This window comes from Winogradskyella sp. (genome assembly GCF_028289625.1).
In the GTDB taxonomy this organism is placed as follows: Bacteria; Bacteroidota; Bacteroidia; order Flavobacteriales; family Flavobacteriaceae; genus Winogradskyella.
The window spans coordinates 12499-38501 of sequence record NZ_JANQOM010000056.1 but is presented as its reverse complement, the minus strand read 5'-3'; the positions used below and the strand labels follow the sequence as shown (position 1 = coordinate 38501).

Sequence of the window (26003 nt, the reverse complement as noted above, 5' to 3'; positions counted from 1 at the left end):
AAAAATAACCGATTTTTAATTGGACCAATAATAGGAATTTTATTCTTCGGACTGATTATCGGACTAAATTGGAAAAATAACTCTGAATTTAATAAACCGACTTTGGTTAGGGCATATTATAATGGAGATTTTAATGGAACGAGTATCGACTTTAAAACAGACGGAACCTATATTTTCGATAATCACGCAATTGGATTTAGTGAATACATTTATGGAAAATATAAAATCAACGGACAATCAATAATTTTGGACAGAAACAAAATTGATAATGTAATAAAAACTGACCAACTCGAAATTAAAGATATTGCCAAAAATGGAGTTGATTACTTGGCAGGAACATACATTTTGCAGATTGAACCGAATGGAAATGAGATAGAAAGAGCGACTAAATTTAGAGTTGTTGAAGATAATAGAAAATGAAAAAACGTTGTGCAACAATGTATAACCGCAATTTGCTGCCGCCAGTTCGCTCCGCTCGTGTCTGCGGATTCGACTACGTCCGAATCCACTCGGAATTGCTAAAGTCCGTGTTTTAACCGATATTTAGGCATAGAAAACCGTAACTGCAGTTATACCATACCGTTGTAGCCAATTTAACCCAAATATTAATGAGAAAGATTATCATTTTGACATTATTAGCTTTATGGACATTTTCTTGTCAAAAAGAAACAGACTGTAATTATATAGACAATTACTATCAAACTGTTTATTTAGCTGAAGAAGCATACCATAAAAAGGATTTTGAAAGAGTAGTTGCACTAATGGCAAAAGCAGAAGCTAATTGTGAACTACTTAACCAACCGATAATTTACGAAACTCTAAAATATGCGGAATCGGCTGCTCGTCTCGGGAAAAATAAAAAAGCGTTTGAACTAATCCGAAATTTAATTCTTAAAGGCGATAAAATAACATATCTGAAAGATATTGATGCCTTTCAAAATATCGTTAATACTAATCAATGGTTGGAATTAGAAAAAGACTATGACTCGTTACGTAACGAATACTTAAGTTCAATTAATTTAGAATTGAGAGAGAAAATACGAGAAATGAGCAGATTAGACCAAATATATAATAATCCAAAGATTGACGGAATAAAGTTAAGTGACAGTATGGATGCAATAAATGAGAAAGAACTAAAGCAAATAATAGCGGAATTTGGTTATCCAAATGAAAGTTTAATTGGAGACTTTAAAATTGATTTTACACCTGTTGGAATAGGAACTATGCTCTTCCATTTTGATGATTACGATTATTGGACGACTACGCTCAAAGAATTTATAAAAAAAGGAAAGGCACCACCAATAAGTCTTGGAAATTATGTTGATAGCTATCAAAGACGTGTTCCTCAAAAGGAAAAGTATATTTATGGTATTTATAATAATGCCAGTGAGAAAAATATAATTGAATATGACAAACTTGACGAAAGGAGAATTGCTATTGGACTTCCATCTATGAAATTGAAAAAGACGCTCGATAGTTTAAGAAATATACAATGAGGAAATTAAAAACTGTAGCCAACAACGTGTATAGCTCAATGCGGCTGAATTCCTAACACCTACGCTAAAGCTTTGGTGTTCGATGCGGAATTCATTGCAATTCACTATCTTTCGGTTACGGCGGAATGATACTCGCGTACCATTCCGTAACGAAACTATAGCTAAAACCGTTGGCAATAATATCAACCGGACGTAAACGAAGAATTTGATTAATGAAATATAGCATTCCTGATAAAAGAGAATTGACAAAATCGGAAATTGAATTTCTGACTTATCTGTTTGGAAAGGGAAAATCGGAATGGACTAATTTAATCGGAAATCTGAAAGTTATTGCGAGATGTGGTTGTGGAAAATGTCCGACTATAATGTTTGGAAAAACATTTGACTCGGAAATTCAAAAAGGAAATTTAATAATCGACTACGCTGGAAAAGGGAAAAACGGAGAATTAATTGGAATATCTGTATTCGGAACTGACCAAATGCCGACTGAATTGGAATTTTACTCAATAGATGGAGAATCAGACATTACAGAATTGCCGAAAATTGACACTCTAAAATCTATGAACGAAAATCTGACTGAATGAAAAAAATACTATTGCTAACAATGTATAACCGCAATTTGCTGCCGCCAGTTCGCTCCGCTCGTGTCGGCGGATTCGACTACCCTTCGACAAGCTCAAGGCAGGCCAAGCGAATCCACTAGGAATTGCTAAAGTCTGTGCTAAACCAAAAATTAACGCATATTAACCCGTAACTGTCGGTTATACGAGATCGTTGTGCATAATGTGGAAAAACTTAAATTTTACATATTATTACTGATAGTATCGGGTTGTTATTCTCTGGATACAACTGAGGATATTGACAAATATGTCTCCTACATAGACAATCGAACGGACACTACAATAAAATCCAAAAGTTTTGATACCCCAAATTCTGATAGAAAATCATTTGGAAAGACAGAAATCTCTGAATTGCGTACAAATCGTTCGGATATAGTAAGGATTTCGGTAAATATTGACCTGAAAGAATTAAAGGCAAAATATAAGTTTTACTATAATCTGGATGTTCTGGTATATTGTGAAATAACAGAATCCAAAAACAATGGTGATTGGACATTAGGAAACTTTTCGACAGACGAGATACATTATTTTAAAGAAGGTAAATCACTTAAAAGTTATAGCAAAATAAATCAAGAATCGAATCAACAAAGAGCCCTAATTCTATCAAAATTCTATTATCTAGATAATTTTTAAAACACCTTTTGCCAACAACGGCTATAGTTCATTACGGTTGAATTCCTACTCGGAATTTCAAGCCTTTTTGCTAAATTTACGGTTACGGCGGAAAGAATCCTGCGGATTTTTCCGCAACGATATCATAGCCGAGACCGTTAGTTGCAATTTAAAACACGTATTCCCTAATGACCATTAGAAACTTATTCTACATAGCGATATTATTTTCGGCAATCCGCTTAGGACTTTGGCTTTCAATTCCATATTGGATTGACAAAATTAATCTTTCACCTATTAATTTAGGATTAATTGGAGGTATTGCCAACTTCTTGTATTGGATTATTCTGTTATCGTTGGTTTTTAAAATTTTCATGATAAATGAATTAAAAAAGTACTTTAAATTATTGATAATGCTGGTGGTTCTTATAATAGCGATTACAAAAAGTAATAATATCGGAAAACTAATTTGGAGTAATCTTAAAGATAACGTAAAATCAGAAGAAGTTCTAGATATTACGCCTGATGAATTCAATGTAACCCAGCCAAATAAAGTATATATCAGTTCAGATTATGAAAAGGAAACTATTGACACTGCGATATATAAAGCGACTGGAAAAGTGTATAGCATTTTCATTTACAATGAAACTGAAAACTCAATTATTGCCAATCAAAAAATAACAATTAAGCCTAACGAAAGTTATTTTTTTAAAATTCCTGACACAATGGGAATTGCTCTTAGTAACGGAATTCAGTTTTTCTTTGGAGAAACAGAAGGACTAGAAGTAATAGATAATAAAATTCAAGTTTCAGGTTTAGGCGGAGAATGGCTCGATAAGCTAAATGTACCTGAATCGACTGACTTTGCGTTTTCAATTCTAAACTTTGGAGAAGGAGACCCAATTCCGGAAGAATAGCGTCTGAATAATGAAAATAAAAAAACTACAACTAACAATGTATAACCTCAATTTGCTGCCGCCAGTTCGCACCGATCGTGTCGGCGGATTCGACTACCCTTCGACAAGCTCAGGGCAGGCCAAGCGAATCCACTCTGAATTGCTTCCGTCAGTGCCAAACCAAATAAAACGTAAATTTATCCGTAACTGACGGTTATACGAGACCGTTGATAAGCACAATAGTGAAAAACCTCTCACATTTCGATGCGTCGACCGCGCTCAGTACGGGTAAGCTCAATGGCAGTGAAAGGCTTTTTATTTACTAACTATTCAACCGATAACGATTAATGATATTCTTTAGCTGAAGCTTTAAATCTTCGCTAGAGTAATCCTAAATATCTAAAAAATACGTAGTTCTACGTATTGACTTCGCTGTAAGAAAATACTAACTTCGCTTATCAAACAATAAAACCTATTAATAATTGGTCTTACCTATGCGTCGTGTGCAATTAAAAACAAATATAGCGGTCAAAAATAGGCTGACAATCTAAAATGGGAAAATGTGAAAGTTGAAACCGAAATAAAATTAAAAAGTAAACCAATTAGAATATTGAGAATTCAAAAAATAAGTTTAAAAAGGAAAATTATTAAAATATAATTGATATTTCCATTAAAAATTAAAAACATGAATCTACTTAAAATTTTAAGAAAACCCTATTTCACAATTCTATTTGCTTTATTAATAATGTTTGGATCATGTAGTCAATATGATAATGAAATGAATGAATCATCAAACTCAATTGACTTAAAGAAAAAGATCAACGACTTGAGCTTAGAAGATTATGTGTCAAAACAAATACAAATAGGTGCTGAAATTAATACATTACTTCTAAATGAGGAAAATATCAACATTCAATACTTAGAGTCTTTATCTGTAGAATTTGAACTAAATGAAGTATCAAATATTTTACAAGAGGCAAACATTCAGAAATCCGAAAGAATTTCAAATCTTCTCGTAGCAATGTATAATAATAGTATTGACTTTGCTAATAACAATCCAGATTTTAAAAATTTCACATCTGAAGAAATTGAAAATATTATAGAAGCTGAATATGACAAACAACTTGAACAATACAATAAAAGTAACTCATGTATAGAGACTTACGACAGAGCAAGATATAGATGTGGTAGAAATCTAACAATAGCCGTCAGTGTCTCTGCTGTTGTAGGCATATTTACTGGTGGTATGGGCTGGGGAATAGGGGCAATGTCAGCTTTTGCTATCTCTGCCTTATGTTTAGACGATGCCATGGATGACTATAATGAATGTATGGAGAATGAATGATGAAAAGGAAATATTTAATTTATATTCCATTAATTGTTATTTTATTAATACAGGTTTTCGATAAAAATGACCATTTTCTTTGGCTACAATATGTATTACTTGCTATAGCAATTTTGGCTCTAATTTTGAAGTTAGTATTAAAAAAAGAGAAATAATAGAATGTGGTACAACATGGTATATAAAAAATAGCAGTTAAGAGCTAATCACAATGTTTAGTTCTTTTCTACTATCTTAATTTTTAAACAGAGAATAGTAGCCTTTTTATCTGCTACTTTTCATATACGTAACCGATAGCAAACATTATGACAAAAAAACTGAATTCAATTAACAATTTAAATTCAATATTATTATGAAAAAAATCAATTATTTAATCTTAACTATAATACTTTCTTTCACACTTTCTTGTGAAACAGATAATCCTGAAATTGATCCTGCTCAATCCGAAAATATACTTGTGATTGGAGAGATTCAAAATTCTATCGATAAAGATAGTAATAATAGTAGTCGCGGAATTCAAAACGATAAACGTGGGCTTTTGACACGTTGTGCAACAAATGGACCCGAATGTGGTCTTCCGGGACAAATATTAACATACACTTTGAATACGCCAGATGTTGTTACTATTATAAATTGGAATGTGACATCAGGAATTTCCATTGTTAATGGTCAAGGAACTAGTACGGTAACTATTAGTTTGGATAGTAATTTTTCAGGAGGTCAAATATCAGTTGAATTTAACAGTTCAATATGCGTTTCACCTATGGCTAGAAATATTCTTTTATGCGGATCTGGTCCTGGTCCAGATGATTGTGATGACTATTCGTTGAGCATATTAGATGAATACATTGATGGAACTCAAAGTGGTGCTAATTATGTTTATTTATACGCTGGAGGTAATTTTCCGAATGGAACAACATATGAGTGGGAAATAAGACGACAAAATGGAACAATACAATTTTACTCACCATCCACTAGTAACCCTCGATTAGTTTCAGCCTCAATAAATAATAGAATTACTCGAGCAACTGTTACTGCTAAATTCGAAGACTGCGAAAAAACCGTAACTAAAACATTTCAATGTGCCATTCCAAATGCTGATATGAATGGAAACTTATTTCCTGAATGCGATAATCTTGGTGGAGGATTTAATTAATAGTAACGTTTGCTAACACGGTATATAAATAATAGCAGTTAAAAGCTAATCACAGTGTTTAGTTCTTTTCTGCTATATTTATTTCTATCCGAAAACTAGCACATATAAATCAGCTACTTCTCATATACAACAACGATAATTATAATAACAAAAACCTCTCGCGATATTCGAGCTTATCGAAATGTGAGAGGTTTTTTTGTTTTCTAACTATTCAAGCGATAGCGACTAATGATGTTTTTTAACTGAAGCTTTAAATCTTCGCCTGAGTCATAAACCATTTGCTCATCCGTAGGGAAAGGGATTTGTTCCTGTCTTAACAAGGTTCTGTCATCTCTATTCAATGCTCTTCGGTCACCTCTAAAATGGCCAAAAACATTTTCGAATACAAAGCCACTATCAATCGCAAAAGCGTCAATCACTTGATCTTGCTTTAGGTCTTTATATACTACTTCTGCTATGACTTGTGCGGATTTGGTCTGTAGCACTTCAAAAAAACGTGCTCGTACATTAATGATTCTATCCACTTTAATATCATTACCCAAACTATCTTTAGCAACATTACCATTCTCATCCAATACGTATTCCCGGCCATCCACAATATCGCGTTCTCTCAATAACTGTCTCTCGTTAATACGCTCTGGCGAGATATTAATACGCTTTAATTGCAATTCCATTGCAAAATCATAATCGAGATCATCATCTGCAACAGCATGATAGGTGATCCAAAATTGGTTTAAACCATAGGTGTTAAAATCCAAAAGTTCGGCTTCTAATCGTTGCGGTATAATTTGATGGGTTTGGTTCTGTATAGATACATGCACATAATCCATACCAGTGGCACGCGCTTCTTGCATTAAGTCTCTGACGTCTTCAAAATTTGGATTAATGTTATTCACATAATCAAACAATCTATAGGCTTCACGTGCGTTGAATTTATCTTCAGTATCTAATAAATCTAAAGCTTTATCCATTAAAAAATCCGATGTTTTATATCTGTAATCTACTAATTCGCTACTGTAATCCCTAAAGGAAAAGTGGATGGTTCTGCCATCAATTCTCAAAGGCATTATGCGTTTTATAGCATTTTGTCTAGCTTCAAGATCCGCATAGGTTTCGTAGATCGTTTTGTATAACTCAGGATTGCCATCTTCTTTAAGATGCGCTATTTGTGCCAAGTCTTCGGCTAAGACTTTATCATAAGCATCCTTCAGCATTATAACATAAGCTTGCTTACGCTTTTTGTCTTTGTTGTTGTCTAGCTTTCGCAAAGCATCGGAAATGGCTTCATCATAATTACCATGACTAATGGCTTGTTCGATTTGTTTTTTGGCACTACAAGATACGAGTACCGAAACAAGGACTGTTAAAAGTAAAAATCGTTTCATAATCTTGTATTTTAGTGAAACTCATTGTTGCAAATTTCTAATGAAATGAAGCAACATGGTTAGTTGAACTAATCCTGAACTCGTTTCAGGATCTCATACGAATTATAAACCAAGTACTATGCCAAGTTTATTATGATGCTGATTGTTAGTTGTTTAAAATGTTGGAAGTTGGAAGCAAGAAGTAGGAAAGTAGGCAGAAAGCAAATAGCTCAAAATTGATAACAACTCCGAGCTTCTTTCTTATATCTTCATACTTTAAGCTATTTCTTCTTCTTCGGATTAAACACGGGAAGCAATTGTGTTTTTACTTGTCCGAAACCAATACGCACGTCATCATTTTCGCAGTAACCACGCATCACTACGGTATCATAGTCATTGATGAACTTACGCTCGGTACCATCTTTCATCTTAATAGGTTTAGAGCCTTTCCAAGTCAATTCTAACATAGAACCGTAAGAATCTTCAGTAGGGCCCGAAATGGTACCGCTACCCATCATATCTCCAGCATTTACAGGGCAACCATTAACGGTATGATGTGCCAGTTGCTGGGCCATATTCCAGTACATGTATTTGAAATTGGTCTTGCAAACAGTGGTTTCTTTGCCACCTTTTGGGATAATACCAGCTTCTAAATGGATATCAAAGCTGTGCTTGCCTTTGGTCTGTAAATAAGGTAAAGGCTTTGGATCTTGTTTTGGACTTTCAACTCTAAACGGCTCTAGGGCATCGAGGGTAACTATCCAAGGTGACATGGCAGATGCAAAATTCTTTCCTAAAAAAGGACCTAAAGGAACATATTCCCATTTTTGAATATCTCTGGCCGACCAATCGTTAAAGACGACCAAACCAAATATATATCCTTCAGCCTCTTCCACAGGAATCGGTTCTCCCAAATCGTTTGCAGCCGTAGTAATAAAAGCCATTTCCAATTCAAAATCGACCAATTTACTTGGACCAAAAACAGGTTGTTTCGCACCCTCAGGCAAGGTTTGCCCTTGTGGTCTGTGGATAGGAATATGCGTTGTTACAATGGAAGAGCTACGACCATGATAACCTACAGGAATATGCAACCAATTTGGCATAAGGGCATTATCTGGGTCTCTAAACATTGAGCCTACATTCGTTGCATGTTCCTTGCTCGAATAAAAGTCCGTGTAATCACCAACGTGAATTGGCATTTGCATTTCAATCTCATCTAATCGAAAACAAATAATCTCCTTATGCTTGGTGTTGTTCTTAAGTGTTTCGTTATTGGAATCAAAAATTTCTGCTACGCGATTACGAACAGCACGCCAAGTTTTACGTCCATCGGCTATAAAATCATTTAATGAATCCTGAAGAAAAATATCATCCGTTAAAGGAATGCCATCAAAATAACCCAACTGATGTAATGCTCCAAGATCTATAGCTGTATCGCCAATTCGTGTGCCTATGGTAATGATATCTTCTCTGGTTAAGAAAACACCAAAAGGTATATTCTGAATGGGAAAATCAGAGTATTTATTGACATATAACCATGATGTTCTGTTTGGGTTATTAGCTGATAATGGCATAGTAGTGTTGTTGATTAAATGTTCATTAATTTCTATTCAAACCTACATAATTTTTAATATTAAAACTAATGTTTTAGTATTTTTGATTTTCATTTAACTATAGAGATAATTTATGCAACGCGACGAACAAATCTTTGAACTAATAGATGCCGAAAGAGAACGCCAATTGGATGGTATTGAATTAATCGCTTCCGAAAATTTTGCTAGTGACCAAGTCATGGAAGCAACAGGCTCTGTACTTACAAACAAGTATGCAGAGGGTTATCCGGGAAAGCGTTATTATGGTGGTTGTGAAGTTGTAGATGAGGTTGAACGTGTTGCCATTGATCGCGCAAAAACCTTGTTTGGAGCAGCTTATGCCAATGTGCAACCACATTCAGGCAGTCAGGCTAATACAGCTGTATTTCACGCTTGTCTAAAGCCTGGTGATACTATTTTAGGGTTTGATTTATCACATGGTGGTCATTTAACGCATGGTTCTCCTGTTAACTTTTCGGGAAAATTGTATCGTCCTACATTTTATGGTGTAAAACAAGAGACAGGCTATATTGATTACGATATGTTATCGGATGTTGCTGAGAAAGAGCGTCCTAAGTTAATCATTGCAGGCGCTTCTGCATACTCACGTGATATGGACTTCGCTAAGTTTAGGGAAGTCGCTGATAATGTTGGGGCTGTCTTATTAGCTGATATTTCACATCCTGCAGGATTAATAGCCAAAGGCATTCTCAATGACCCGATGCCACATTGCCATGTAGTCACAACAACAACACACAAAACATTGCGAGGGCCAAGAGGAGGTATGATATTAATGGGTGAGAATATTGATAACCCATTTGGTATTACCTTAAAGAGTGGAAAGTTACGTAAGATGTCGGGCTTGCTCGACTCTGGTGTTTTTCCAGGGAATCAAGGTGGTCCTTTGGAACACGTTATTGCTGCGAAGGCGATTGCATTTGGTGAAGCCTTAACGGATGGGTTTATGCATTATATGTTAAGAGTGAAACATAATGCAGATGCTATGGCAAAAGCATTTGTTGCTAAGGATTACCATTTAATTTCCGGCGGAACGGACAACCATATGATGCTTATTGATTTACGCAACAAAAGCATTACAGGAAAGGATGCCGAAAATGCCTTGGTGAAAGCAGATATTACCGTTAATAAAAACATGGTGCCGTTTGATACTGAGTCTCCTTTTGTAACTTCAGGAATTAGAATTGGTACTCCAGCGATTACCACAAGAGGATTAAAGGAAAACGACATGAGTTACATCGTTGATCTAATCGATGAGGTCATCAATAACCACGACAATGAAACCGTTTTAGAAGGTGTGGCTGAAAAAGTGAATGAACTAATGAGCGGTAGACCTTTGTTTAATGCCTAGGGTTATTCACCATTTATTTGTTTCCAAAAGGCATCTTTATAAGTTGCACCAATAGGAATGTATTCGCCTTCAATGACGATACGATTACGTTCTATAAACTCAATATGTTCTAAACTCACGATATAAGATTTATGAACGCGAATAAACTTGTTTTTGGGTAAAATCTGCTCGAAATCTTTCATATTCTGTAACGTAAGTACTTTACCTTCTTTAGTCTGTATGGCAACGTAATCACTTAGGCCCTTTAAGTATAAAATATCTGAAAAGACTATTTTTTGATGACGATATTCGGTCTTCACAAATAGATAGTCAATACCATCATCAGGCTGTATTGAAACCGTTTTTTCTTGAACTTTCTCAACAGCTTGTAAAAACCTCTGGAACGTAATGGGTTTTAATAGGTAATCCACAGCATTGAGATCATAGCTTTCTAAAGCATATTCCGAATAGGCTGTTGTAAAAATGACTTTGACTTCTGGACGAATTATTTTTTTGAACTCAACACCAGTTATTTCTGGCATTTGAATATCGAGGAATAAAACATCCACTGAGGTCTCACGCAAAAGCTTCAAAGCATCCAAAGGATTATTAAAAGTACCTATGAGCTTTAAGTTTTCAACTTTTGAGACGTAAGATTCTAACAAATCAACAGCTAAAGGTTCATCATCTATAATTATACAAGTCATTTTAAAGGTATTTGAAGATAAGCTTTAAATATTGAATTTTCGGCCTTACACGAAAACGAATACTGTTTCGGAAATAATAGCTTCAGGCGTTTTTTGAGGTTATCTAAACCTAAGCCTCCTACTTTATCTTTCTTCTTTTCTTCGATTTCATTTATGACCTGATATGTTAAGTAAGAACCATTGACCATTACTTTGATTTCGATAGGTTGTTGCTTGCTATGCATTTTTCCGTGTTTGAAAGCATTTTCAACAAAAGGCAATAATAAGAACTGCGGAACACTAACATTTTTTGTTAAGCCTTCAATACTAAATTCTACCATAGGCTGTTCCTTGTGCCGAATGCTTTCCAAATCTATAAAATTTCTTATTTGGGCTATTTCGTCTTCTAAGGCAACCACCGACTTGGTTTTGTATAAGGTATAGCGTAACAGTAAAGATAACTTTTCGATAGCACCTAGGGCTTTATCGGGATTGATGTGAATCAAAGCATAGATGTTATTAAGCGTATTGAATAAAAAGTGTGGATTGGTTTGCGAGCGCAACAAATCCAATTCCATGCGTTGATTCTCTAATAAAAGTTGGTTGGTGCTTTCGTCCTTAAACTTTGAGTATTGCCAGAAATAAAAGATGATTCCTAAAGTGCAATACTGAAAGACATAATAAAAATTATCCAGAAAATAATAAGACATCGTAACATCCTCTCTATAATTACCAAATCCAAAAATAATTCTAAATAGAACTTCTTCAATGAGATACCTTAGGCTTATGATAACGACCACACTAGTGACTATGATTAGAATATTGACCCAAAACGGTTTCTTATTGTGCCATTTGTAAAAAATAGAATAAGACGAAAGTGTATACAAAAAGAAGATTAATCCAACAGATAGGGTCAATGCTATAATCTTAGGTTGAATATGATATTCAAATGCATTAGAAATAGAATTTGAATCTATGATATCACCAATAACATCAATTACCACATAATAGATTAGGAACCAAAGGCTTAGTTTTTTAATACCGTATTTCATATGTGCGAAGCTAATGAAATCTACTTTTAATGATAAAAAGTATCTGTGAACTCAAAATTTTTATCTGTAAACCTGCATTCTAGAATAACGAATATACCTATCCTCAATTTTACAGAGGAGTTTAGCAGGTTTACAGATTCTCTTTTATAATATGGTTAAAGAGTTTCAATTTTGGGTTGTTATTCAAAATAAAACATCATGAAATACTTATCTAAATTTTTTTTGGTCTTTTTACTAATGCAATTCAGTAATACATTTTCGCAAGAGCAGCAAGAGATCCTAATTGTAGGTGATATGCACCAATTACCTGGCATCGTTAAACGTGCTTATAAACCCATGGTTAAAAAGATATTAAAGTACAAGCCAGAGTTAATAATGTCCGAGCATTCTAGGACTGGCGATACTGCGGCAATGGGAGAATGGAATTCGCGTTTTAAAGAAGCTTATCTAAAAAAGAAAGACTCGTTTAATATCGATATGAACGAAATAAAGCAACTCGAGCAAACACCAAATACAGCATTAGACAGCTTACAATTTAGAAAACTACAAGCGTATTACCTGAGTATTGGCGATCAAGGCAATCATAGAATGTATGGTTATTTTGCGAGGCACGGTGCTACTGAGAAATTCAAACCATACGGAAATCAAAACCCTGATTTAACTTTTCAATTAATGCGAAAATTAAAGCTAAAAAAGGTGTATGGTGTAGACAGTCATGAGGGCTATAGCGGCTACTGGCCAGCATGGCAACGTACTTTAAAAGCAGGAACTAAAGAAGGTAAGAGAACCTTTAAAAAAGCAATGCGAAAAGATACTTGGGGAAACATATTTGCTGGTGCCTCATGGTCATTAGGGCGATATATTAATAAACCCAAAACGTTAGATTTATACTACAGGGTAAACTCATTACGATTTGAAGGCTTTAGTGGTGAAGACTATGATATTCAGATTAAAAAATGGGACGATAGAAACGTCAAAATGGCAAAAAATATATTGGAAGTATTAGGTGAAAATAAGATAAAACGAAGTGTATTGATTGTAGGTGCTGGTCATGCAAAAGCAGTGAGTGAAGAATTGAGACGCCTCAATCCAAATCTTAAGGTTATTATGTATCACGATATTAAAGAACACACAAAATGAAGCCTGTTTTTAATTTTTTTATAATCCTGTTATCCTGTTTTAGCTATGCTCAAGATAGCTTAACAGTGAAGCAATTAGAGTCACTAACTTATACTTTTGATGTTGTAGATGGAAAATTAACAGGTTATGGGAAAGCCTTTTTAGAAAATGAAATGGCTAAAGCTCAGTTTACCATGATTGGAGAATACCATGGTTCTAAACGTATTTCTGAATTTACAAATGCTATTATTCCGGTTTTGGATCGTTTAGGATATAAAACAATGGCTTTAGAGGTAGGTCCTGTAACTGGGCAACAGTTAAATACTTTAGAGGGAACTACAGAAGAAGAGATTCGGAAGCTACATGAAAAATACCTGACGAAAGATTCTGATGGCTATATCAATACACCTTTTCCATTTTTTGATTACAAAGAAGATGCTGAGTTTTTGCAAACAGTAAAAGATAAATCATGGAACCTATTTGGTATAGATCAGGAGTTCTATGATGGCTATGTTATGTTGATAGACAAAATGTTCGAGAATTTACCTAAAGATATTAAAGCCCAACATTTAGACTTGTATTCCGAGGTAAAATCATCACTTCAAAAGTTCTACAAAGACGACCAAGAGGATAAACAAAACCTTCATGTATCACTATCCAATTCCGAACTCTTCAAGGATTTTTTACAAAAGATGTCGATAGAACCAAAGAATCTTGAAGTAGTTGATGCTTTAAAACAAAGTAGTGCTATTTACTTATTATACAACAACAGAAAGTGGTATGAGAATAATGCAACCCGCATAAAGTACATGAAGTCTCAGCTTAGAAAAGGATTAATAGATCTAAATTTTGATTTATCTAAGGACAAGCTACTTATAAAAATGGGGGGTTACCATTTATCCAAAGGGTTTTCACCATTGAGTATTTATGAAGTAGGAAATACGCTTAATGAAGTTGCAGAGTACCATGGTAACACGGCACTTAACATAGGGTTTATGTCAAGATATTCAAAGGAAGGTGATGTCATAACAGATAATTATAATTCTGAGAACAGATACTTCAAAGCTCGAAAAGATTTACTGCAAATGGGCAAAAAAGACCAGTGGGTTGTCATCGACCTAAGACCAATGATTAAAGGGCATTTCTATTATCCCAAAAAATTTAATCTTAACCCACAACTAGCAGAACTTGTACAGCGCTATGATTTACTGATCATCCCAAAAATGGAAGTTGAAGGTATACTTAATTACGATGCTAAGAATGCGGATTAGCTTTTAAGCGGAAAGGTAACACCGATAGCAAATGCTCCAGCAAATTGCTCAACTGTAGGTTGGAAATAATAAGTAAATCCTAAATCAAAGTTATTATTTCTACCTAATTCTAGCCCAAAGGCAAAAGGGATGTGATAAATTAAACCATTTTTTTCGATTTTAATAGTTGAGGTAAAGGTCTCAAATTTCCCAATAGATGCACCAATTCCAATTTCTATGTAAGGTGCTACCCATCGTATAGGGGCTCTTAACCGCGCTTTGCTACCAAAAAGAAAAGCCTTGGTTTCTGCCCTTTCATCTGTTGGGTTACCATCTAGATCTTCTCCGTTAGAGCTTGTTGTTATTAAACCTACATATGGCTTCAGTTCTAGCCAAGATTTGAGAATTAGAATATATTCTCCTTGTAGAAAAAAGCCAGAATCACCTATTTCATCTTCGCTCTCATAAGGTGAGCTTAATGCAAAACCTATTTGGGCATTTATGGCTTTTTTATAAGTGGATTGCGCTTCGCAGATTGGCGATAATAAAAGCACAAGTAAAATCAAGGTATAAGTTTTCATTTAGATGTTAAATTGTAGATAATAGGTAATTAGTCTTCAAAAGTGGTACTGATGTAAGCACCAGCATCTGGTGGTGAGGTACGTGTTTCACCAAGGATATCTGTGGAAATTATGAAATCGGGACTGCCAATACCATTGGCACCAGAATCTTGACCGATTCGCATCAGGTTTTCAAATGGGTCTTCGAAATCGGGATCTATATTAAAGAAGTTACCTTCATAGAACATGGTATCGTTAAACATATAGTTTCCTGTACCACTAAGATTAGTGTTATCAAAACGCAATAAACAATTATTGAACTTATAGTTAAATACAGCACCTTCATCTTCTAACAAAAACTCAGGGTTATCATTACCATAAATAATGCAATTGTTAAAATTGGCTTCGGTTAAATCATTCGTAAAAACCGTATTATTTTCATCTACAATAAAATCATTCAAAAGGAGGGAAGGGAATTGCCTAAAGCTGTTATTCCAGTAATTGGCAATAGTACAATGTGTAAAATTGTATTTTCCACCAAAAGTACCTGCAAAAGAGGATTGTCCGGAGTTATTAATGACTAGATTTTCGGCAGTGATGGATGTCGCTCGTCCCAAAATACCAAAGGCACTAGAATTATAAATTTGTGAATTGGTGATGGTAAGCTTATCGTTCGTAGCATCTTGGTTTCCCTCGCTGAGCACTCCTATAGTTGCATTTTTAATGGTAGCATAATTAATAGTGTTATCCATACTACCATTAAACAACCAAATTGTTCCCCATTGTCCAGGGACATCACTAAAAAGTGGTTCTAGTCGATCGCCCTCAAGAATCACTTCATTCTCTAGGGCTTCTTGATTTGTGCTTAAAGCACCATTTATGTTCAGTGAACCTCCTTGAGTGACTATAATTCCGGAATCAGCATGGAAATGAACTCTGGCTCCTGGTTCCATAGTCAATGTTTGTCCTGCGCCAACACCTGCATAGCCATAAATTACATAGGGTCTTTCGTTAGTAAATGTAAGTTCATCATTTTCGAGGAAGCGCCCTTGCAATGTTGTTTCATCTGGTGTGCCGTCACCATCCACATCAAACGTTAAGGTTTCAATAATGTTAGTGTCTTCGTCTCTATCTGCAAATATGAAAACAGCATCTTTAACTAAAGTCACCAAGTCCACATCTTGTTGATTATTACCCGAATCGAAAAGGATTCGATCCGTATACAAAAACTGTGTATCTGAGCTAGAGAGGGTTTCTATATCAATAGTGGTCTCAATAAATATAAAAAGGCTATCATTGGCTAAAAGCTCGACATTTTCAAAAAACTTGCCTTCTTGTGCACCTTCTAAACCTGTGGTGCCATCAACATTCATTCTATAAAACGAACTGATGCCGTTTTCTAACTGAATAGTAGGGATGACTATATCATCGTCGCTTCGATTATAGACTTTAAGATTATAAGTGCTAGAACCTATATCTGTAAATACAGTATCTAGGTAAACGGTATCCCTTTCAAACTCTAGATTTCCCGTACTAGGTGAGAATTCAAAATCCTCACGACAAGAACTCCATAGTACTATGATTCCTAAGCAAATGAAAAATGATAGCAATCGCTTCATGTAAACTAATTTTGGCTCTAAAATATAACTTTTGAAGTTATGAATTATTATGAAACTTAGGAATTATATGACAGATTTAATCTTTAGAAGTCTTTTCTTCTCCATACTCTTCGAGCAAGATTAGAAATAGCTGGCTGTTTAAAACCAATTGTTCTAAAAGCATCATCTTTTTTCCATCTTGCAAAAGCTCTGAACTCAGGCCTTTTGCTTCACAAAAATCGAAAAACAGTTTAGTCTTGTCTTCAGGAATGTTTAGATCTTCCGTAACTAGACGTTTGTTAAAGAATGTACTTTTATTAAATAAAGAATCAATTTGCGTATAGGTGAGGGCTTTGTAGTTTGGTGGTTGATATTTATCTTTCTTCTTGAATAGTTTTGCAACTAAATCTATTATTGCTAAGATATTTCCGCCATAATAAGCTTCCGCAGGCATGTATAAATGCGGATTGCGTTTAATATCTTCTTTAATTAAATTTTGAAGTTCTTCATTATAAGTTACCTCCTCAAAAACCGGTTGTTCGGGTTCGGCTTTAATATTTACTTCATCCAACGCACTGACAATTTTCTTAATTTCAAAAACATTAATATCCTCAAAATGCATTTGGGTTAAAACGACTTCTTTGGGATGATAAAATAAGGATTCAAATGAAATGGTATCATTCACTTTGGCAACAATACTGAAGTTACCATCTTTGTCCGTAACCGTAAGCCTGTTTTGGGTTTTGTTTAGTACTTTAATGTCCTTTACTACAGATTTTGAATCGTATACTTTTCCTTCTAAAGTCTGTGAAAAAACAAGACTATTAATGCCGAGTATGCATGTGATAAACAGGAAATATCTCATAATGAAGGATTGGTGGGCTAAAGAAAACAGATTAAATTGAAACACTTTAGCCAATTAAAAAAACTTTAACCTAAATTATTGTTAACTCACCTACGCTTAGCTTCGATCAGTAAGTCTAAAGAAACAAGTCGAGCTATCATAAACTTATTAAAATAAGGTTGTAATTTCTGTTGGAATTCTAGTTGGTTTTTTTGTTTCGACTTTCATTAGGCACCATTTGGTTTCAGATTTTACAATAAGCCTATCGTTTGTTGCATTGTAAATTTCTACTTGACGAAAAGAGAAAACTCCTTCAAATTTAGACACGTAGGTTTTCAGCTTTAAAACATCTCCTAAAACCGCTTGATTTTTATAGTCTATATGATGACTGACCAATACCCAAAAGTAGTTGTCTTGGATAGTTTTAGTCGTATTTTGAAGCCAATGTGCTTCGGCCATATCCTGAACCCATTGTACATAGCGCACATTGTTGACATGGTTGAGTTGGTCTAGATCGTCTTTTGAGACGGTTATGGTTTTTTCGAATATTCGCAATGTTGTATTACTGCTTCTTAATTTTTACTTCAAAAAGTTTATCCCAATTTTTACCAGTTACAAAGATGGTTTTACGTTCTGGATGATAGGCGATACCATTAAGTACATCTAATTCGCTGTGTTGTGTAACAAGTTTTCGTAGTGGTTTAAAGTCAATAACACCTTCGACACCACCTGTTTTAGAATTAATAATCACCACACCATTGCGTTGGTAAATGTTGGCGAAAATTTTACCATCAATCCATTCGAGTTCATTAAGACTTGGGATTTTCCCTTTTTCGGTATACACTTCGATATGACTTTTTTCTGTAAGATTTTCAGAATTTAAAAGCCATATTTTTTCGGTGCCATCAGATTTATATAAAGTGCTTCCATCATTACAAATTCCCCAGCCTTCTTTACTTGTTCCGTAATTAAAAGTGCTAATCTTTTCTAACGTGTTGACATCATAAACAAAACCTCGTTTTGCTTTCCAGGTCAATTGGTATAATTTATTATCTAAAATGGTTAGGCCTTCTCCAAAGAAATTATCACTCAGATTAATATTTTTTAAAACTTCACCCGTCTTAAAATTCACTTTTCTCAATTTTGATTCTTTATACTGACCAGTGCTTTCATAAAGTTCACCATTATAAAACTCTAAGCCTTGAGTATAGGATGTGATATCGTGAGGAAAGGTATTTATAATTTCATAAGAGTAGATGGAAGGGATAATGTTGTTGTAAATTTTTATAGACTTTGTCAGTGTTTCTGTTTTGTCATCGTAAGAAACGTTAGCAGTTAATGTTTTTTCACCGAGAGTAACATTATCCAAAACCGTATTTTTTTCTATAGCCTTACCATTTAATTGATAGCTCACCTTTGTGATATTTAGGTTTTTGGGATTAGTAATAGTTAGGTCTAAAGTATCTCCCAACAAAAGGGATTTTACTTTGGTATCAATAGCCAAGCCCGTTCGTTGAGATGTATTTGTATTACCACAATTGACTAGAATTAACCCTAAAAAGCAGAATGTTAAATATTTATAGAGGTGCATAGATTTCTAAAGATTTTTGGCAAGTTATTAAATATAATTCAGTTTAAAAATGATTGCTTTATGGTTGTAAAAGTTTTAAAAGGTTGTATCTTTGCAGCCGGCAAGTCCTACACAACCAGCTCCTGCTTAATCCTCCAGGACGGGAACGTAGCAAAGGTACGCGGTCGTAGCGGTGTGATGTAGGTAGCTTGCCTTTTTTGTACAATAAACTTAAATCTTGAAAGCTTATGCGAATCAAGATTTTTTAGTTTACGTACATCCCAATGAAGGTTGGGGTCTCATTATTTTTGAATTCGTACTTTTAACTTCAAAGTAAATGTTATGTCTAAAGTTGTATTAATCACAGGCGGATCGTCTGGAATCGGAAAATCTGTCGGTGAGTTTCTTCAGAATAAAGGATTTATTGTATATGGTACGAGCCGTAATCCTAAAAATTATCCAGAGAGTAAATTCCCCATTGTAGCTTTAGATGTTACTCAACCAGAAACGATTTCTAATTGTATTGAAAAAATACTAGATGAGACATCAAAGATAGATATCTTAATCAATAATGCAGGTGCTGGAATCACAGGGCCCATTGAAGAAATCCCTGATGTAGAGATAAAACGTAATTTCGAAACTAATTTTTTTGGGCCTATTAATGTTATTAAAGCCGTATTGCCTTCGATGCGGCAGCAAAACTTTGGTTTAATAATCAATATTACCTCTATTGCTGGTTATATGGGATTACCGTTTAGAGGTGTATATAGTGCCAGTAAAGGGGCTTTAGAATTGGTAACCGAAGCCTTTAGAATGGAGTTGAAGGATTTTAATGTGGAAATGACCAATGTAGCACCTGGTGATTTTGCAACAAATATTGCTGCTGGTCGTTATCATGCTCCAGTATTGGAAGATTCCCCCTATAAGGAAAAATACAGTCATTCTTTAGCAATGATGGACGAACATGTAGATGATGGAAATGATCCCAAGGAAATGGCTGAGGCTATTTATAAAATAATAACTACTAAATCGCCTAAGATTCATTATAAAGTTGGCGCTTTTATGCAAAAGTTCTCTATAGTTCTTAAACGTATGCTTCCTGATAAGGTTTATGAGAAACTACTGATGAATCATTACGGGTTGTAGTATTTTTTGGTACGTTATTTGATGTTTATTTCATGAAATTAGGCTATCATGAAAAAACGATTACTTATACTTATTTTACTTTCTATTTTCATCTTTAGTTGTGAAGATCCGTTTTGTATTATTCCGGTTGAACCAGAACTTCCAAACAAGGAGTTTCCAATTGGATCAACAGAAAATTATTACTATGTGGATCTAACAGCTGAGATCAATAACGAACCGCGTGACGACGATTATCGATACTTTTTTGATGTAAGAGGTTTACCTGAAGGAATGAACTTCTTCGTCAACTATAGAACTATCAGTTTAGAGGGCACTCCTGAAGAAACAGGAATCTTTAAAATCACTATTTTTCTCGACGTAGATGGGCCTTTCGGTAACTTTAATAATGATCCTAATACCTTATGCAACTTTAGTACTTCAAAAACCTACACGTTGATTATAGAAGAGAATTAATTTTATTGGTAAATTGTTAATATATTTTGATGATTTCCTTAAAGTCTTCCTATTGATTAGTTGTAAATTCGCGACAATTAAAACACAACTAAAATAGATTCTCAGTAAGAGGGAAACAAAAACAAGTTTACTATGAAATTTTTTATTGACACAGCCAATCTAGATCAGATTAAAGAGGCTCAGGATATGGGTATTTTAGATGGTGTAACAACCAATCCATCTTTAATGGCCAAAGAAGGTATTACTGGTATAGACAATATTATGAAACACTATGTAGATATCTGTAAAATTGTCGATGGTGATGTTTCTGCCGAGGTAATCTCTACAGATTTTGAAGGCATGGTTAGGGAAGGTGAAGCATTGGCTGATTTGCATGACCAAATAGTGATTAAATTACCAATGATAAAGGATGGTGTAAAAGCTTGTAAGTACTTTTCTGATAAGGGTATTAAAACGAATGTTACACTTGTGTTTTCACCTGGTCAAGCGCTACTGGCTGCTAAAGCAGGCGCAACTTACGTTTCGCCATTCATTGGTCGTTTGGATGACATTTCTACGGACGGTTTAAATTTAATTGCTGAGATACGCCATATCTATGACAACTATGCCTTTGACACACAGATTTTAGCAGCTTCCATTAGGCACACCATGCACGTTATCGATTGTGCTAAATTAGGCGCCGATGTTATGACAGGACCTTTAAAATCTATTTTCGGATTGTTAAATCATCCACTTACGGACATTGGATTGGAAAAATTCTTGGCAGATTATAAGAAAGGGAATTAAAATAAATTCCAGAAATGATAACAAGGGCATCTTATTTTTTAGCGATAAGGTGCTTTTTTTGTAATAGGTTGCCTAGTATTTCGGCAAAATCCGATTTAAAAATATTGACATTAGGATGTAATATCATAGCATTTTCATTCACTATAATAGCTTTGTTTAAATAATTAACGGCCAATATTTTTCGTGCCATTATAGGATACTTAAATTTATATTCCTTGTCTTTAGGAAAATCGTAATTATTAATAATACCTCTCCAGGATTTATCATCATTGCTGTTAAGGTTAATAGAGACAAAATCTACATCCGGAAATTGGTACTTTAAACTTTTTACCTTGTAATGGCTATTTCTATACTGCATTTTTGAGTTAGAAGACCAAAAGTAAATAATGGTAGGTCTTTCTATTATAGATTTTAGATTTTGCTCAGAATCATCATAATTGATAATAGCTAAATTTGGAATTAAATTACCTTGTCTAAGTAATTTCAAGGAAGAGACCAACTCTTTCATGCTAGTCTTATCTTCTTCGTTTGTACTTTTAGAAAGGAAATAATTAAGCATTTCATTAGCATCTGCTTCTGTGTGGTTATGACTTACATAGTCTCTAGTCTTGTACTTCAAAAGACTATTTTTTATCGTTTCGTCGGTGATGATACTGTCAATTAAATCCAATTTCGATTTATTGTAATGCATGGTATGCCTATCAAATTTACTGTGATAAGGATTGTTCTCATAATAAACATGAGCTGCCAGATTATCAATATGAGAAAATAAAAATCGATTGTAAGAGTATAAGTGGCTCAAGTTAATGGCATTGTAGTCAATCTCGTTTCTGTAAGCGTAGAAGTCTTCAGGCATATCCTTGATATGCACCAATTTGTTACTGCCAAAATAAGCAAAAGGATAGATTTCCTTGTCGGCATAAGAATTGTAATTAATATTTGCTTCAATGATAGATTTAAAAAGTTCAGACTCTTGTTTATCTTCTAGGAAATTATGAAATTTGGTTAATTCCCTAGTGCGTCTTTCCTCAATAAACTTATTAAACCGTTCAGGCTCCATTTTGGAGTACCTCATAAGCTTCTTTTCTTCGCGCTCATTAGCGAGATAAGTTTCAATGAGATAATTGTTCTTTCTAGCTCCGACACCAGTAAACACCAAAGACTCATCAAAGTCATAAGTGTTTAATCTAAACATAACACTATCGTTGGGTTCTAAAAGAATTAATTGATATTCACCTCCATGTGTAAAGGAATACAGGCCAGATTCCAAGTCTTCGATTTTGAAGATAAATCTATTGTTTACGTCTAAAGTTAGAGAATCTACAACCTTACCTTCGGTGTTGTAGAGTATAATATTCTTATTTTTTGGATTAATAATTTCACCACCTACAAAGGCATAATCTCTTTCGTCGCTTGTGCTTACTTTGCATCCAATTGCTGAAAATAACAAAACAACGGATAGTATGAGAAATCTAGTCAACATGTACGCTTCGTCAATAGTTAGTAAACAAAAATATACGTTGCAATGTTCAAGTCTTGTTAATGCCTAGTTAAATCTTGTTATACCGTTTATTTATTTCGCTCAATCGCTTTTATTTTCTACTTTTGCCGAAAATTTAAAGCCTATAAAATGTTATCAGTTTCTAATCTTTCAGTTCAATTTGGCAAACGTATCCTTTTTGATGAGGTAAACACCACATTTAACAATGGTAATTGTTATGGAATCATTGGTGCTAATGGAGCAGGAAAATCCACGTTTTTAAAGATTTTAGCAGGAAAAATGGAACCAACATCTGGCCATGTCCATCTAGAGCCTGGTAAACGCATGTCGGTACTAGAGCAGAACCATAACAAGCATGATGAGGATACAGTCTTAGAAACCGTTTTAAAGGGAAACAAACCATTATACAAATTAAAGTCTCAGATTGATGCGCTTTACGCGGATTATACAGACGAGAATGCCGAGAAAATAGGTGAGCTTCAAGTGGAGTTTGAAGAAATGAATGGCTGGAATGCAGATAGTGATGCTGCTGCCATGTTATCTAACTTGGGTATTAAAGAAGATTTGCATTATACCCTAATGGGAGATCTAGACGGAAAACAAAAAGTGCGAGTATTGTTGGCCCAAGCCTTATTTGGAAATCCAGATGTATTGATTATGGATGAGCCTACCAATGATTTGGATTACGAAACCATTTCATGGTTAGAAAACTTTTTAGCTAATTACGATAACTGCGTCATTGTGGTATCTCACGACAGACACTTTTTAGATGCTGTTTGCACACATATTTCAGATATTGATTTTGGGAAAATCAACCATTATTCGGGTAACTATACCTTCTGGTACGAATCTTCTCAATTGGCTGCTAAGCAGCGTGCACAACAAAATAAAAAAGCAGAAGAAAAAAAGAAAGAGCTTGAGGAATTCATTCGTCGTTTCTCTGCTAATGTTGCGAAGTCTAAACAAGCGACAAGTAGAAAGAAGATGATTGATAAATTAAATATTTCTGATATTAGGCCAAGTAGCCGTCGTTATCCTGCGATTATTTTTGAGCGTGAGCGCGAAGCTGGTGATCAAATCTTAAATATTGAAGGGCTCTCGGCTAGCCTAGATGGTGAAGTGTTATTTAAAGATGTGGATATCAATTTGGCTAAAGGAGATAAGGTAGTGGTGTATTCTAAAGATTCACGTGCCACTACAGCGTTTTATCAGATCATCAATGGAAAAGAGAAAGCAGATGCAGGGAAGTATGCTTGGGGTGTCACAACGACCCAATCGTATTTACCATTGGACAATAGCGAATACTTTGATAATAAGTTGACGCTAGTAGATTGGCTGCGTCAATGGGCAACCACTGAAGAAGAACGTGAAGAAGTGTATATCAGAGGTTTCCTTGGCAAAATGATATTCAGTGGCGAAGAAGCTTTGAAAACATCTGATGTTTTGTCAGGAGGAGAAAAAGTACGCTGTATGTTAAGCCGAATGATGATGATAAGAGCCAATGTCTTAATGCTGGATGAACCTACCAACCACCTGGATTTGGAGAGTATTACAGCGTTTAACAACTCATTAAAGAACTTCAAAGGCACTGTATTGTTAACTACACACGATCATGAGTTTGCGCAGACTGTTGGTAATCGCATTATTGAGCTCACACCAAATGGTGTCATTGACCGTTACATGACCTTTGATGAATACATGAGCAACAAAAAGATTAAAGAGCAGCGCGAGAAGATGTATGCTGTTACGGCTTAAACCCCCAGTTCAGCCTTTACACGTTCTACAATGGCTGTAGCTTTATCCAGTTCATCATTATGAACAAAAATTTCCTGATAGCCTTGGTTTAAAGAGCCATAACCAGCCAAACGCTGCGACTCACCTTCATCTTTAATAATCGGAATGATACCAATATGTTCTAACTCATTTTTAATTCTTGTGACTAGGATAAGGTTGCCATAGTACACTTTTGTATATTCGGAGGTGCTCATATCTGTATGAAATTATATTTCATTATAAGTTACAAAAAATAAACGGTACTTAATTCACTTTTTTTTATTGAACAGCTTGTGTTACTCATTATAGTTGGTTTAGGACAAACTTTATGATATTTATAACTAATGTAATACAAGACTTTAATCCTGTGAGAATTATCTTTGTATTACAACACAATAAAACACTAAATGTTATGAAAGCAAAACTATTAATTATGTTACTTGGTCTGTTATCGTTCAGTTGTGCTGTCGTCAGACCTGGTGAGGCAGGTATTAAACAGAAACTGGGAAAATTAGATTCAGAGGTTACAACCCAAGGAACTATCTTTTTTAATCCATTTACGACAAAAGTAATAAAGGAGTCTATACAGACCAATAATCTAGAGCTGTTACTAAACCTACCAAGCAAGGAAGGTTTAAGTGTTGAATCAGAAATATCAATTTTATATCGATTGCAAGTTGATAAAGTACCGACTATATTAGAAAATATCGGACCCAATTACACTGATGTGATAACTAGCGTGTTCAGATCTGCATCTGCCGATGTATGTTCACAATTTCTTGCCAAGGATATGCATTCTGGTCGACGCGCCGACATTGAAGAAGCTATTCAGGTAAAAATGGCTGATAATTTAAAAGAGCAAGGTATAGTTATAGAGGCTGTACTAATGAAAAGTATCCAATTACCAAGAGGATTGTCATCTTCTATAGAACAGAAATTACAAGCTGAACAAGATGCTATGCGTATGGAGTTTGTGCTACAACAAGAACGTTTAGAAGCAGAAAGAAAGATTATTGAAGCCGAAGGTATTAGAGACGCCCAAAAAATACTATCTATTGGTCTAACACCAGCAATTATTCAAATAAGAAGTATTGAAGCTTTTAAGGAATTAGCCAAGTCAGCAAATAGTAAGGTCATCATAACAGATGGGAAAACCCCTTATTTAATTAATGCACAACAAAACACTAGTGATTAATCTCGAAGGATGAAAGCTATAAATATAGGAAAAGGTCATACTAACAG

At 34.6% G+C, this 26003-nt stretch carries 26 protein-coding genes and 1 other RNA gene; 16 read left to right on the top strand and 11 right to left on the bottom strand.

The features are described from left to right. The 7 genes from Q0992_RS11335 to Q0992_RS11305 all read left to right on the top strand — a co-directional run. On the top strand, positions 1-420 hold a 420-nt coding region (locus Q0992_RS11335), incomplete at its 5' end, for a hypothetical protein (RefSeq protein ID WP_299524077.1). A gap of 188 nt (positions 421-608) precedes the next feature. Beyond that, positions 609-1496 carry a hypothetical protein gene (locus Q0992_RS11330; RefSeq protein ID WP_299524074.1) on the top strand — a complete coding sequence of 296 codons (888 nt, stop codon included), beginning with the start codon at positions 609-611 and terminating at the stop codon, positions 1494-1496. 212 nt (positions 1497-1708) lie between these two features. Beyond that, a complete protein-coding gene (locus Q0992_RS11325) occupies positions 1709-2080 on the top strand; it encodes a hypothetical protein (RefSeq protein WP_299524072.1) in 372 nt (123 codons plus the stop codon). Between the two features lie 201 nt (positions 2081-2281). Beyond that, complete coding sequence (locus tag Q0992_RS11320) at positions 2282-2749, top strand: hypothetical protein (RefSeq protein WP_299524069.1); 468 nt, start codon at positions 2282-2284, stop codon at positions 2747-2749. 167 nt (positions 2750-2916) lie between these two features. Then, positions 2917-3642 carry a hypothetical protein gene (locus Q0992_RS11315; protein WP_299524066.1) on the top strand — a complete coding sequence of 242 codons (726 nt, stop codon included), beginning with the start codon at positions 2917-2919 and terminating at the stop codon, positions 3640-3642. A gap of 757 nt (positions 3643-4399) precedes the next feature. Continuing rightward, entirely contained in the window at positions 4400-4966 is a 567-nt protein-coding gene (locus tag Q0992_RS11310; RefSeq protein ID WP_299524063.1) for a hypothetical protein, read from the top strand. Between the two features lie 349 nt (positions 4967-5315). After that, positions 5316-6119 carry a hypothetical protein gene (locus Q0992_RS11305; RefSeq protein ID WP_299524060.1) on the top strand — a complete coding sequence of 268 codons (804 nt, stop codon included), beginning with the start codon at positions 5316-5318 and terminating at the stop codon, positions 6117-6119. 203 nt (positions 6120-6322) lie between these two features. Here Q0992_RS11305 and Q0992_RS11300 read toward each other — a convergent pair whose 3' ends face one another. Together Q0992_RS11300 and fahA are read right to left on the bottom strand one after the other, a co-directional pair. Next, the gene (locus tag Q0992_RS11300) at positions 6323-7504 is read right to left on the bottom strand and encodes a hypothetical protein (RefSeq protein WP_299524057.1); all 1182 of its coding nucleotides are present in this window, start codon (positions 7502-7504) and stop codon (positions 6323-6325) included. A 260-nt stretch (positions 7505-7764) separates the two neighbouring features. Next, on the bottom strand, positions 7765-9057 hold the full coding sequence (fahA, locus tag Q0992_RS11295; RefSeq protein ID WP_299524054.1) for a fumarylacetoacetase: 1293 nt from the start codon (positions 9055-9057) through the stop codon (positions 7765-7767). A gap of 112 nt (positions 9058-9169) precedes the next feature. Between fahA and glyA the strand changes: the two genes are divergently transcribed. After that, positions 9170-10444 carry a serine hydroxymethyltransferase gene (glyA, locus tag Q0992_RS11290; RefSeq protein ID WP_299524051.1) on the top strand — a complete coding sequence of 425 codons (1275 nt, stop codon included), beginning with the start codon at positions 9170-9172 and terminating at the stop codon, positions 10442-10444. A gap of 2 nt (positions 10445-10446) precedes the next feature. On the opposite strand, the gene Q0992_RS11285 is transcribed toward glyA, so the two are convergent. Both Q0992_RS11285 and Q0992_RS11280 read right to left on the bottom strand, forming a co-directional pair. After that, entirely contained in the window at positions 10447-11130 is a 684-nt protein-coding gene (locus Q0992_RS11285) for a LytTR family DNA-binding domain-containing protein (protein ID WP_299524048.1), read from the bottom strand. Then, positions 11127-12161, bottom strand: a complete 1035-nt coding sequence (locus tag Q0992_RS11280) for a sensor histidine kinase (RefSeq protein ID WP_299524045.1) — start codon at positions 12159-12161, stop codon at positions 11127-11129. Before Q0992_RS11280 ends, Q0992_RS11285 begins: the two co-directional genes overlap by 4 nt. Positions 12162-12359: 198 nt before the next feature. On the opposite strand from Q0992_RS11280, the gene Q0992_RS11275 reads away from it, so the two are divergent. Both Q0992_RS11275 and Q0992_RS11270 read left to right on the top strand, forming a co-directional pair. Beyond that, positions 12360-13301, top strand: coding sequence for a DUF5694 domain-containing protein (locus Q0992_RS11275; protein WP_299524035.1), 942 nt, complete (start codon positions 12360-12362; stop codon positions 13299-13301). A gap of 65 nt (positions 13302-13366) precedes the next feature. After that, a complete protein-coding gene (locus tag Q0992_RS11270) occupies positions 13367-14551 on the top strand; it encodes a hypothetical protein (RefSeq protein ID WP_299524032.1) in 1185 nt (394 codons plus the stop codon). Here Q0992_RS11270 and Q0992_RS11265 read toward each other — a convergent pair. The 5 genes from Q0992_RS11265 to Q0992_RS11245 all read right to left on the bottom strand — a co-directional run bounded on the left by Q0992_RS11265 (position 14548) and on the right by Q0992_RS11245 (position 19123). Then, the gene (locus tag Q0992_RS11265) at positions 14548-15111 is read right to left on the bottom strand and encodes a hypothetical protein (RefSeq protein WP_299524029.1); all 564 of its coding nucleotides are present in this window, start codon (positions 15109-15111) and stop codon (positions 14548-14550) included. The two genes, Q0992_RS11270 and Q0992_RS11265, sit on opposite strands and share 4 nt — an antisense overlap. A gap of 29 nt (positions 15112-15140) precedes the next feature. Then, complete coding sequence (locus tag Q0992_RS11260; protein ID WP_299524026.1) at positions 15141-16709, bottom strand: right-handed parallel beta-helix repeat-containing protein; 1569 nt, start codon at positions 16707-16709, stop codon at positions 15141-15143. Positions 16710-16785: 76 nt separating this feature from the next. Next, positions 16786-17553, bottom strand: coding sequence for a hypothetical protein (locus Q0992_RS11255; RefSeq protein ID WP_299524024.1), 768 nt, complete (start codon positions 17551-17553; stop codon positions 16786-16788). A 147-nt stretch (positions 17554-17700) separates the two neighbouring features. Next, positions 17701-18087 carry a thioesterase family protein gene (locus Q0992_RS11250; protein ID WP_299524021.1) on the bottom strand — a complete coding sequence of 129 codons (387 nt, stop codon included), beginning with the start codon at positions 18085-18087 and terminating at the stop codon, positions 17701-17703. Between the two features lie 7 nt (positions 18088-18094). Then, a complete protein-coding gene (locus tag Q0992_RS11245; protein WP_299524018.1) occupies positions 18095-19123 on the bottom strand; it encodes a glutaminyl-peptide cyclotransferase in 1029 nt (342 codons plus the stop codon). A gap of 98 nt (positions 19124-19221) precedes the next feature. On the opposite strand from Q0992_RS11245, the gene ffs reads away from it, so the two are divergent. The 4 genes from ffs to fsa all read left to right on the top strand — a co-directional run bounded on the left by ffs (position 19222) and on the right by fsa (position 21487). After that, positions 19222-19320, top strand: an RNA gene (ffs, locus tag Q0992_RS11240) — signal recognition particle sRNA small type. Positions 19321-19444: 124 nt separating this feature from the next. Next, positions 19445-20248 (top strand): SDR family oxidoreductase, encoded by an 804-nt coding sequence (locus tag Q0992_RS11235; RefSeq protein ID WP_299524016.1) that lies wholly within the window; start codon positions 19445-19447, stop codon positions 20246-20248. 48 nt (positions 20249-20296) lie between these two features. Next, positions 20297-20701, top strand: a complete 405-nt coding sequence (locus Q0992_RS11230; protein ID WP_299524014.1) for a hypothetical protein — start codon at positions 20297-20299, stop codon at positions 20699-20701. Between the two features lie 132 nt (positions 20702-20833). Further along, positions 20834-21487 (top strand): fructose-6-phosphate aldolase, encoded by a 654-nt coding sequence (fsa, locus tag Q0992_RS11225; RefSeq protein ID WP_299524011.1) that lies wholly within the window; start codon positions 20834-20836, stop codon positions 21485-21487. 31 nt (positions 21488-21518) lie between these two features. Here fsa and Q0992_RS11220 read toward each other — a convergent pair whose 3' ends face one another. After that, positions 21519-22970, bottom strand: a complete 1452-nt coding sequence (locus tag Q0992_RS11220) for a hypothetical protein (RefSeq protein WP_299524009.1) — start codon at positions 22968-22970, stop codon at positions 21519-21521. Between the two features lie 147 nt (positions 22971-23117). Here Q0992_RS11220 and Q0992_RS11215 point away from each other — a divergent pair, with 147 nt between their 5' ends. Then, the gene (locus tag Q0992_RS11215) at positions 23118-24743 is read left to right on the top strand and encodes an ABC-F family ATP-binding cassette domain-containing protein (RefSeq protein WP_299524006.1); all 1626 of its coding nucleotides are present in this window, start codon (positions 23118-23120) and stop codon (positions 24741-24743) included. Here the strand turns inward: Q0992_RS11215 and Q0992_RS11210 are convergent. Next, positions 24740-24976 carry a DUF2007 domain-containing protein gene (locus Q0992_RS11210; protein ID WP_299524003.1) on the bottom strand — a complete coding sequence of 79 codons (237 nt, stop codon included), beginning with the start codon at positions 24974-24976 and terminating at the stop codon, positions 24740-24742. The two genes, Q0992_RS11215 and Q0992_RS11210, sit on opposite strands and share 4 nt — an antisense overlap. Positions 24977-25173: 197 nt before the next feature. Here Q0992_RS11210 and Q0992_RS11205 point away from each other — a divergent pair, with 197 nt between their 5' ends. Then, on the top strand, positions 25174-25956 hold the full coding sequence (locus Q0992_RS11205) for a prohibitin family protein (RefSeq protein WP_299524000.1): 783 nt from the start codon (positions 25174-25176) through the stop codon (positions 25954-25956). Positions 25957-26003: the final 47 nt, after the last annotated feature.

Excerpts from the sequence above, each read along its gene's own strand:
- Q0992_RS11330 (WP_299524074.1), top strand. The coding sequence starts at position 609 with ATGAGAAAGATTATCATTTTGACATTATTAGCTTTATGGACATTTTCT.
- Q0992_RS11325 (WP_299524072.1), top strand. The coding sequence starts at position 1,709 with ATGAAATATAGCATTCCTGATAAAAGAGAATTGACAAAATCGGAAATT.
- Q0992_RS11315 (WP_299524066.1), top strand. The coding sequence starts at position 2,917 with ATGACCATTAGAAACTTATTCTACATAGCGATATTATTTTCGGCAATC.
- Q0992_RS11310 (WP_299524063.1), top strand. The coding sequence starts at position 4,400 with ATGAATGAATCATCAAACTCAATTGACTTAAAGAAAAAGATCAACGAC.
- Q0992_RS11305 (WP_299524060.1), top strand. The coding sequence starts at position 5,316 with ATGAAAAAAATCAATTATTTAATCTTAACTATAATACTTTCTTTCACA.
- Q0992_RS11300 (WP_299524057.1), bottom strand. The coding sequence starts at position 7,504 with ATGAAACGATTTTTACTTTTAACAGTCCTTGTTTCGGTACTCGTATCT.
- fahA (WP_299524054.1), bottom strand. The coding sequence starts at position 9,057 with ATGCCATTATCAGCTAATAACCCAAACAGAACATCATGGTTATATGTC.
- glyA (WP_299524051.1), top strand. The coding sequence starts at position 9,170 with ATGCAACGCGACGAACAAATCTTTGAACTAATAGATGCCGAAAGAGAA.
- Q0992_RS11285 (WP_299524048.1), bottom strand. The coding sequence starts at position 11,130 with ATGACTTGTATAATTATAGATGATGAACCTTTAGCTGTTGATTTGTTA.
- Q0992_RS11280 (WP_299524045.1), bottom strand. The coding sequence starts at position 12,161 with ATGAAATACGGTATTAAAAAACTAAGCCTTTGGTTCCTAATCTATTAT.
- Q0992_RS11275 (WP_299524035.1), top strand. The coding sequence starts at position 12,360 with ATGAAATACTTATCTAAATTTTTTTTGGTCTTTTTACTAATGCAATTC.
- Q0992_RS11265 (WP_299524029.1), bottom strand. The coding sequence starts at position 15,111 with ATGAAAACTTATACCTTGATTTTACTTGTGCTTTTATTATCGCCAATC.
- Q0992_RS11260 (WP_299524026.1), bottom strand. The coding sequence starts at position 16,709 with ATGAAGCGATTGCTATCATTTTTCATTTGCTTAGGAATCATAGTACTA.
- Q0992_RS11255 (WP_299524024.1), bottom strand. The coding sequence starts at position 17,553 with ATGAGATATTTCCTGTTTATCACATGCATACTCGGCATTAATAGTCTT.
- Q0992_RS11245 (WP_299524018.1), bottom strand. The coding sequence starts at position 19,123 with ATGCACCTCTATAAATATTTAACATTCTGCTTTTTAGGGTTAATTCTA.
- Q0992_RS11235 (WP_299524016.1), top strand. The coding sequence starts at position 19,445 with ATGTCTAAAGTTGTATTAATCACAGGCGGATCGTCTGGAATCGGAAAA.
- Q0992_RS11230 (WP_299524014.1), top strand. The coding sequence starts at position 20,297 with ATGAAAAAACGATTACTTATACTTATTTTACTTTCTATTTTCATCTTT.
- fsa (WP_299524011.1), top strand. The coding sequence starts at position 20,834 with ATGAAATTTTTTATTGACACAGCCAATCTAGATCAGATTAAAGAGGCT.
- Q0992_RS11220 (WP_299524009.1), bottom strand. The coding sequence starts at position 22,970 with ATGTTGACTAGATTTCTCATACTATCCGTTGTTTTGTTATTTTCAGCA.
- Q0992_RS11215 (WP_299524006.1), top strand. The coding sequence starts at position 23,118 with ATGTTATCAGTTTCTAATCTTTCAGTTCAATTTGGCAAACGTATCCTT.
- Q0992_RS11210 (WP_299524003.1), bottom strand. The coding sequence starts at position 24,976 with ATGAGCACCTCCGAATATACAAAAGTGTACTATGGCAACCTTATCCTA.
- Q0992_RS11205 (WP_299524000.1), top strand. The coding sequence starts at position 25,174 with ATGAAAGCAAAACTATTAATTATGTTACTTGGTCTGTTATCGTTCAGT.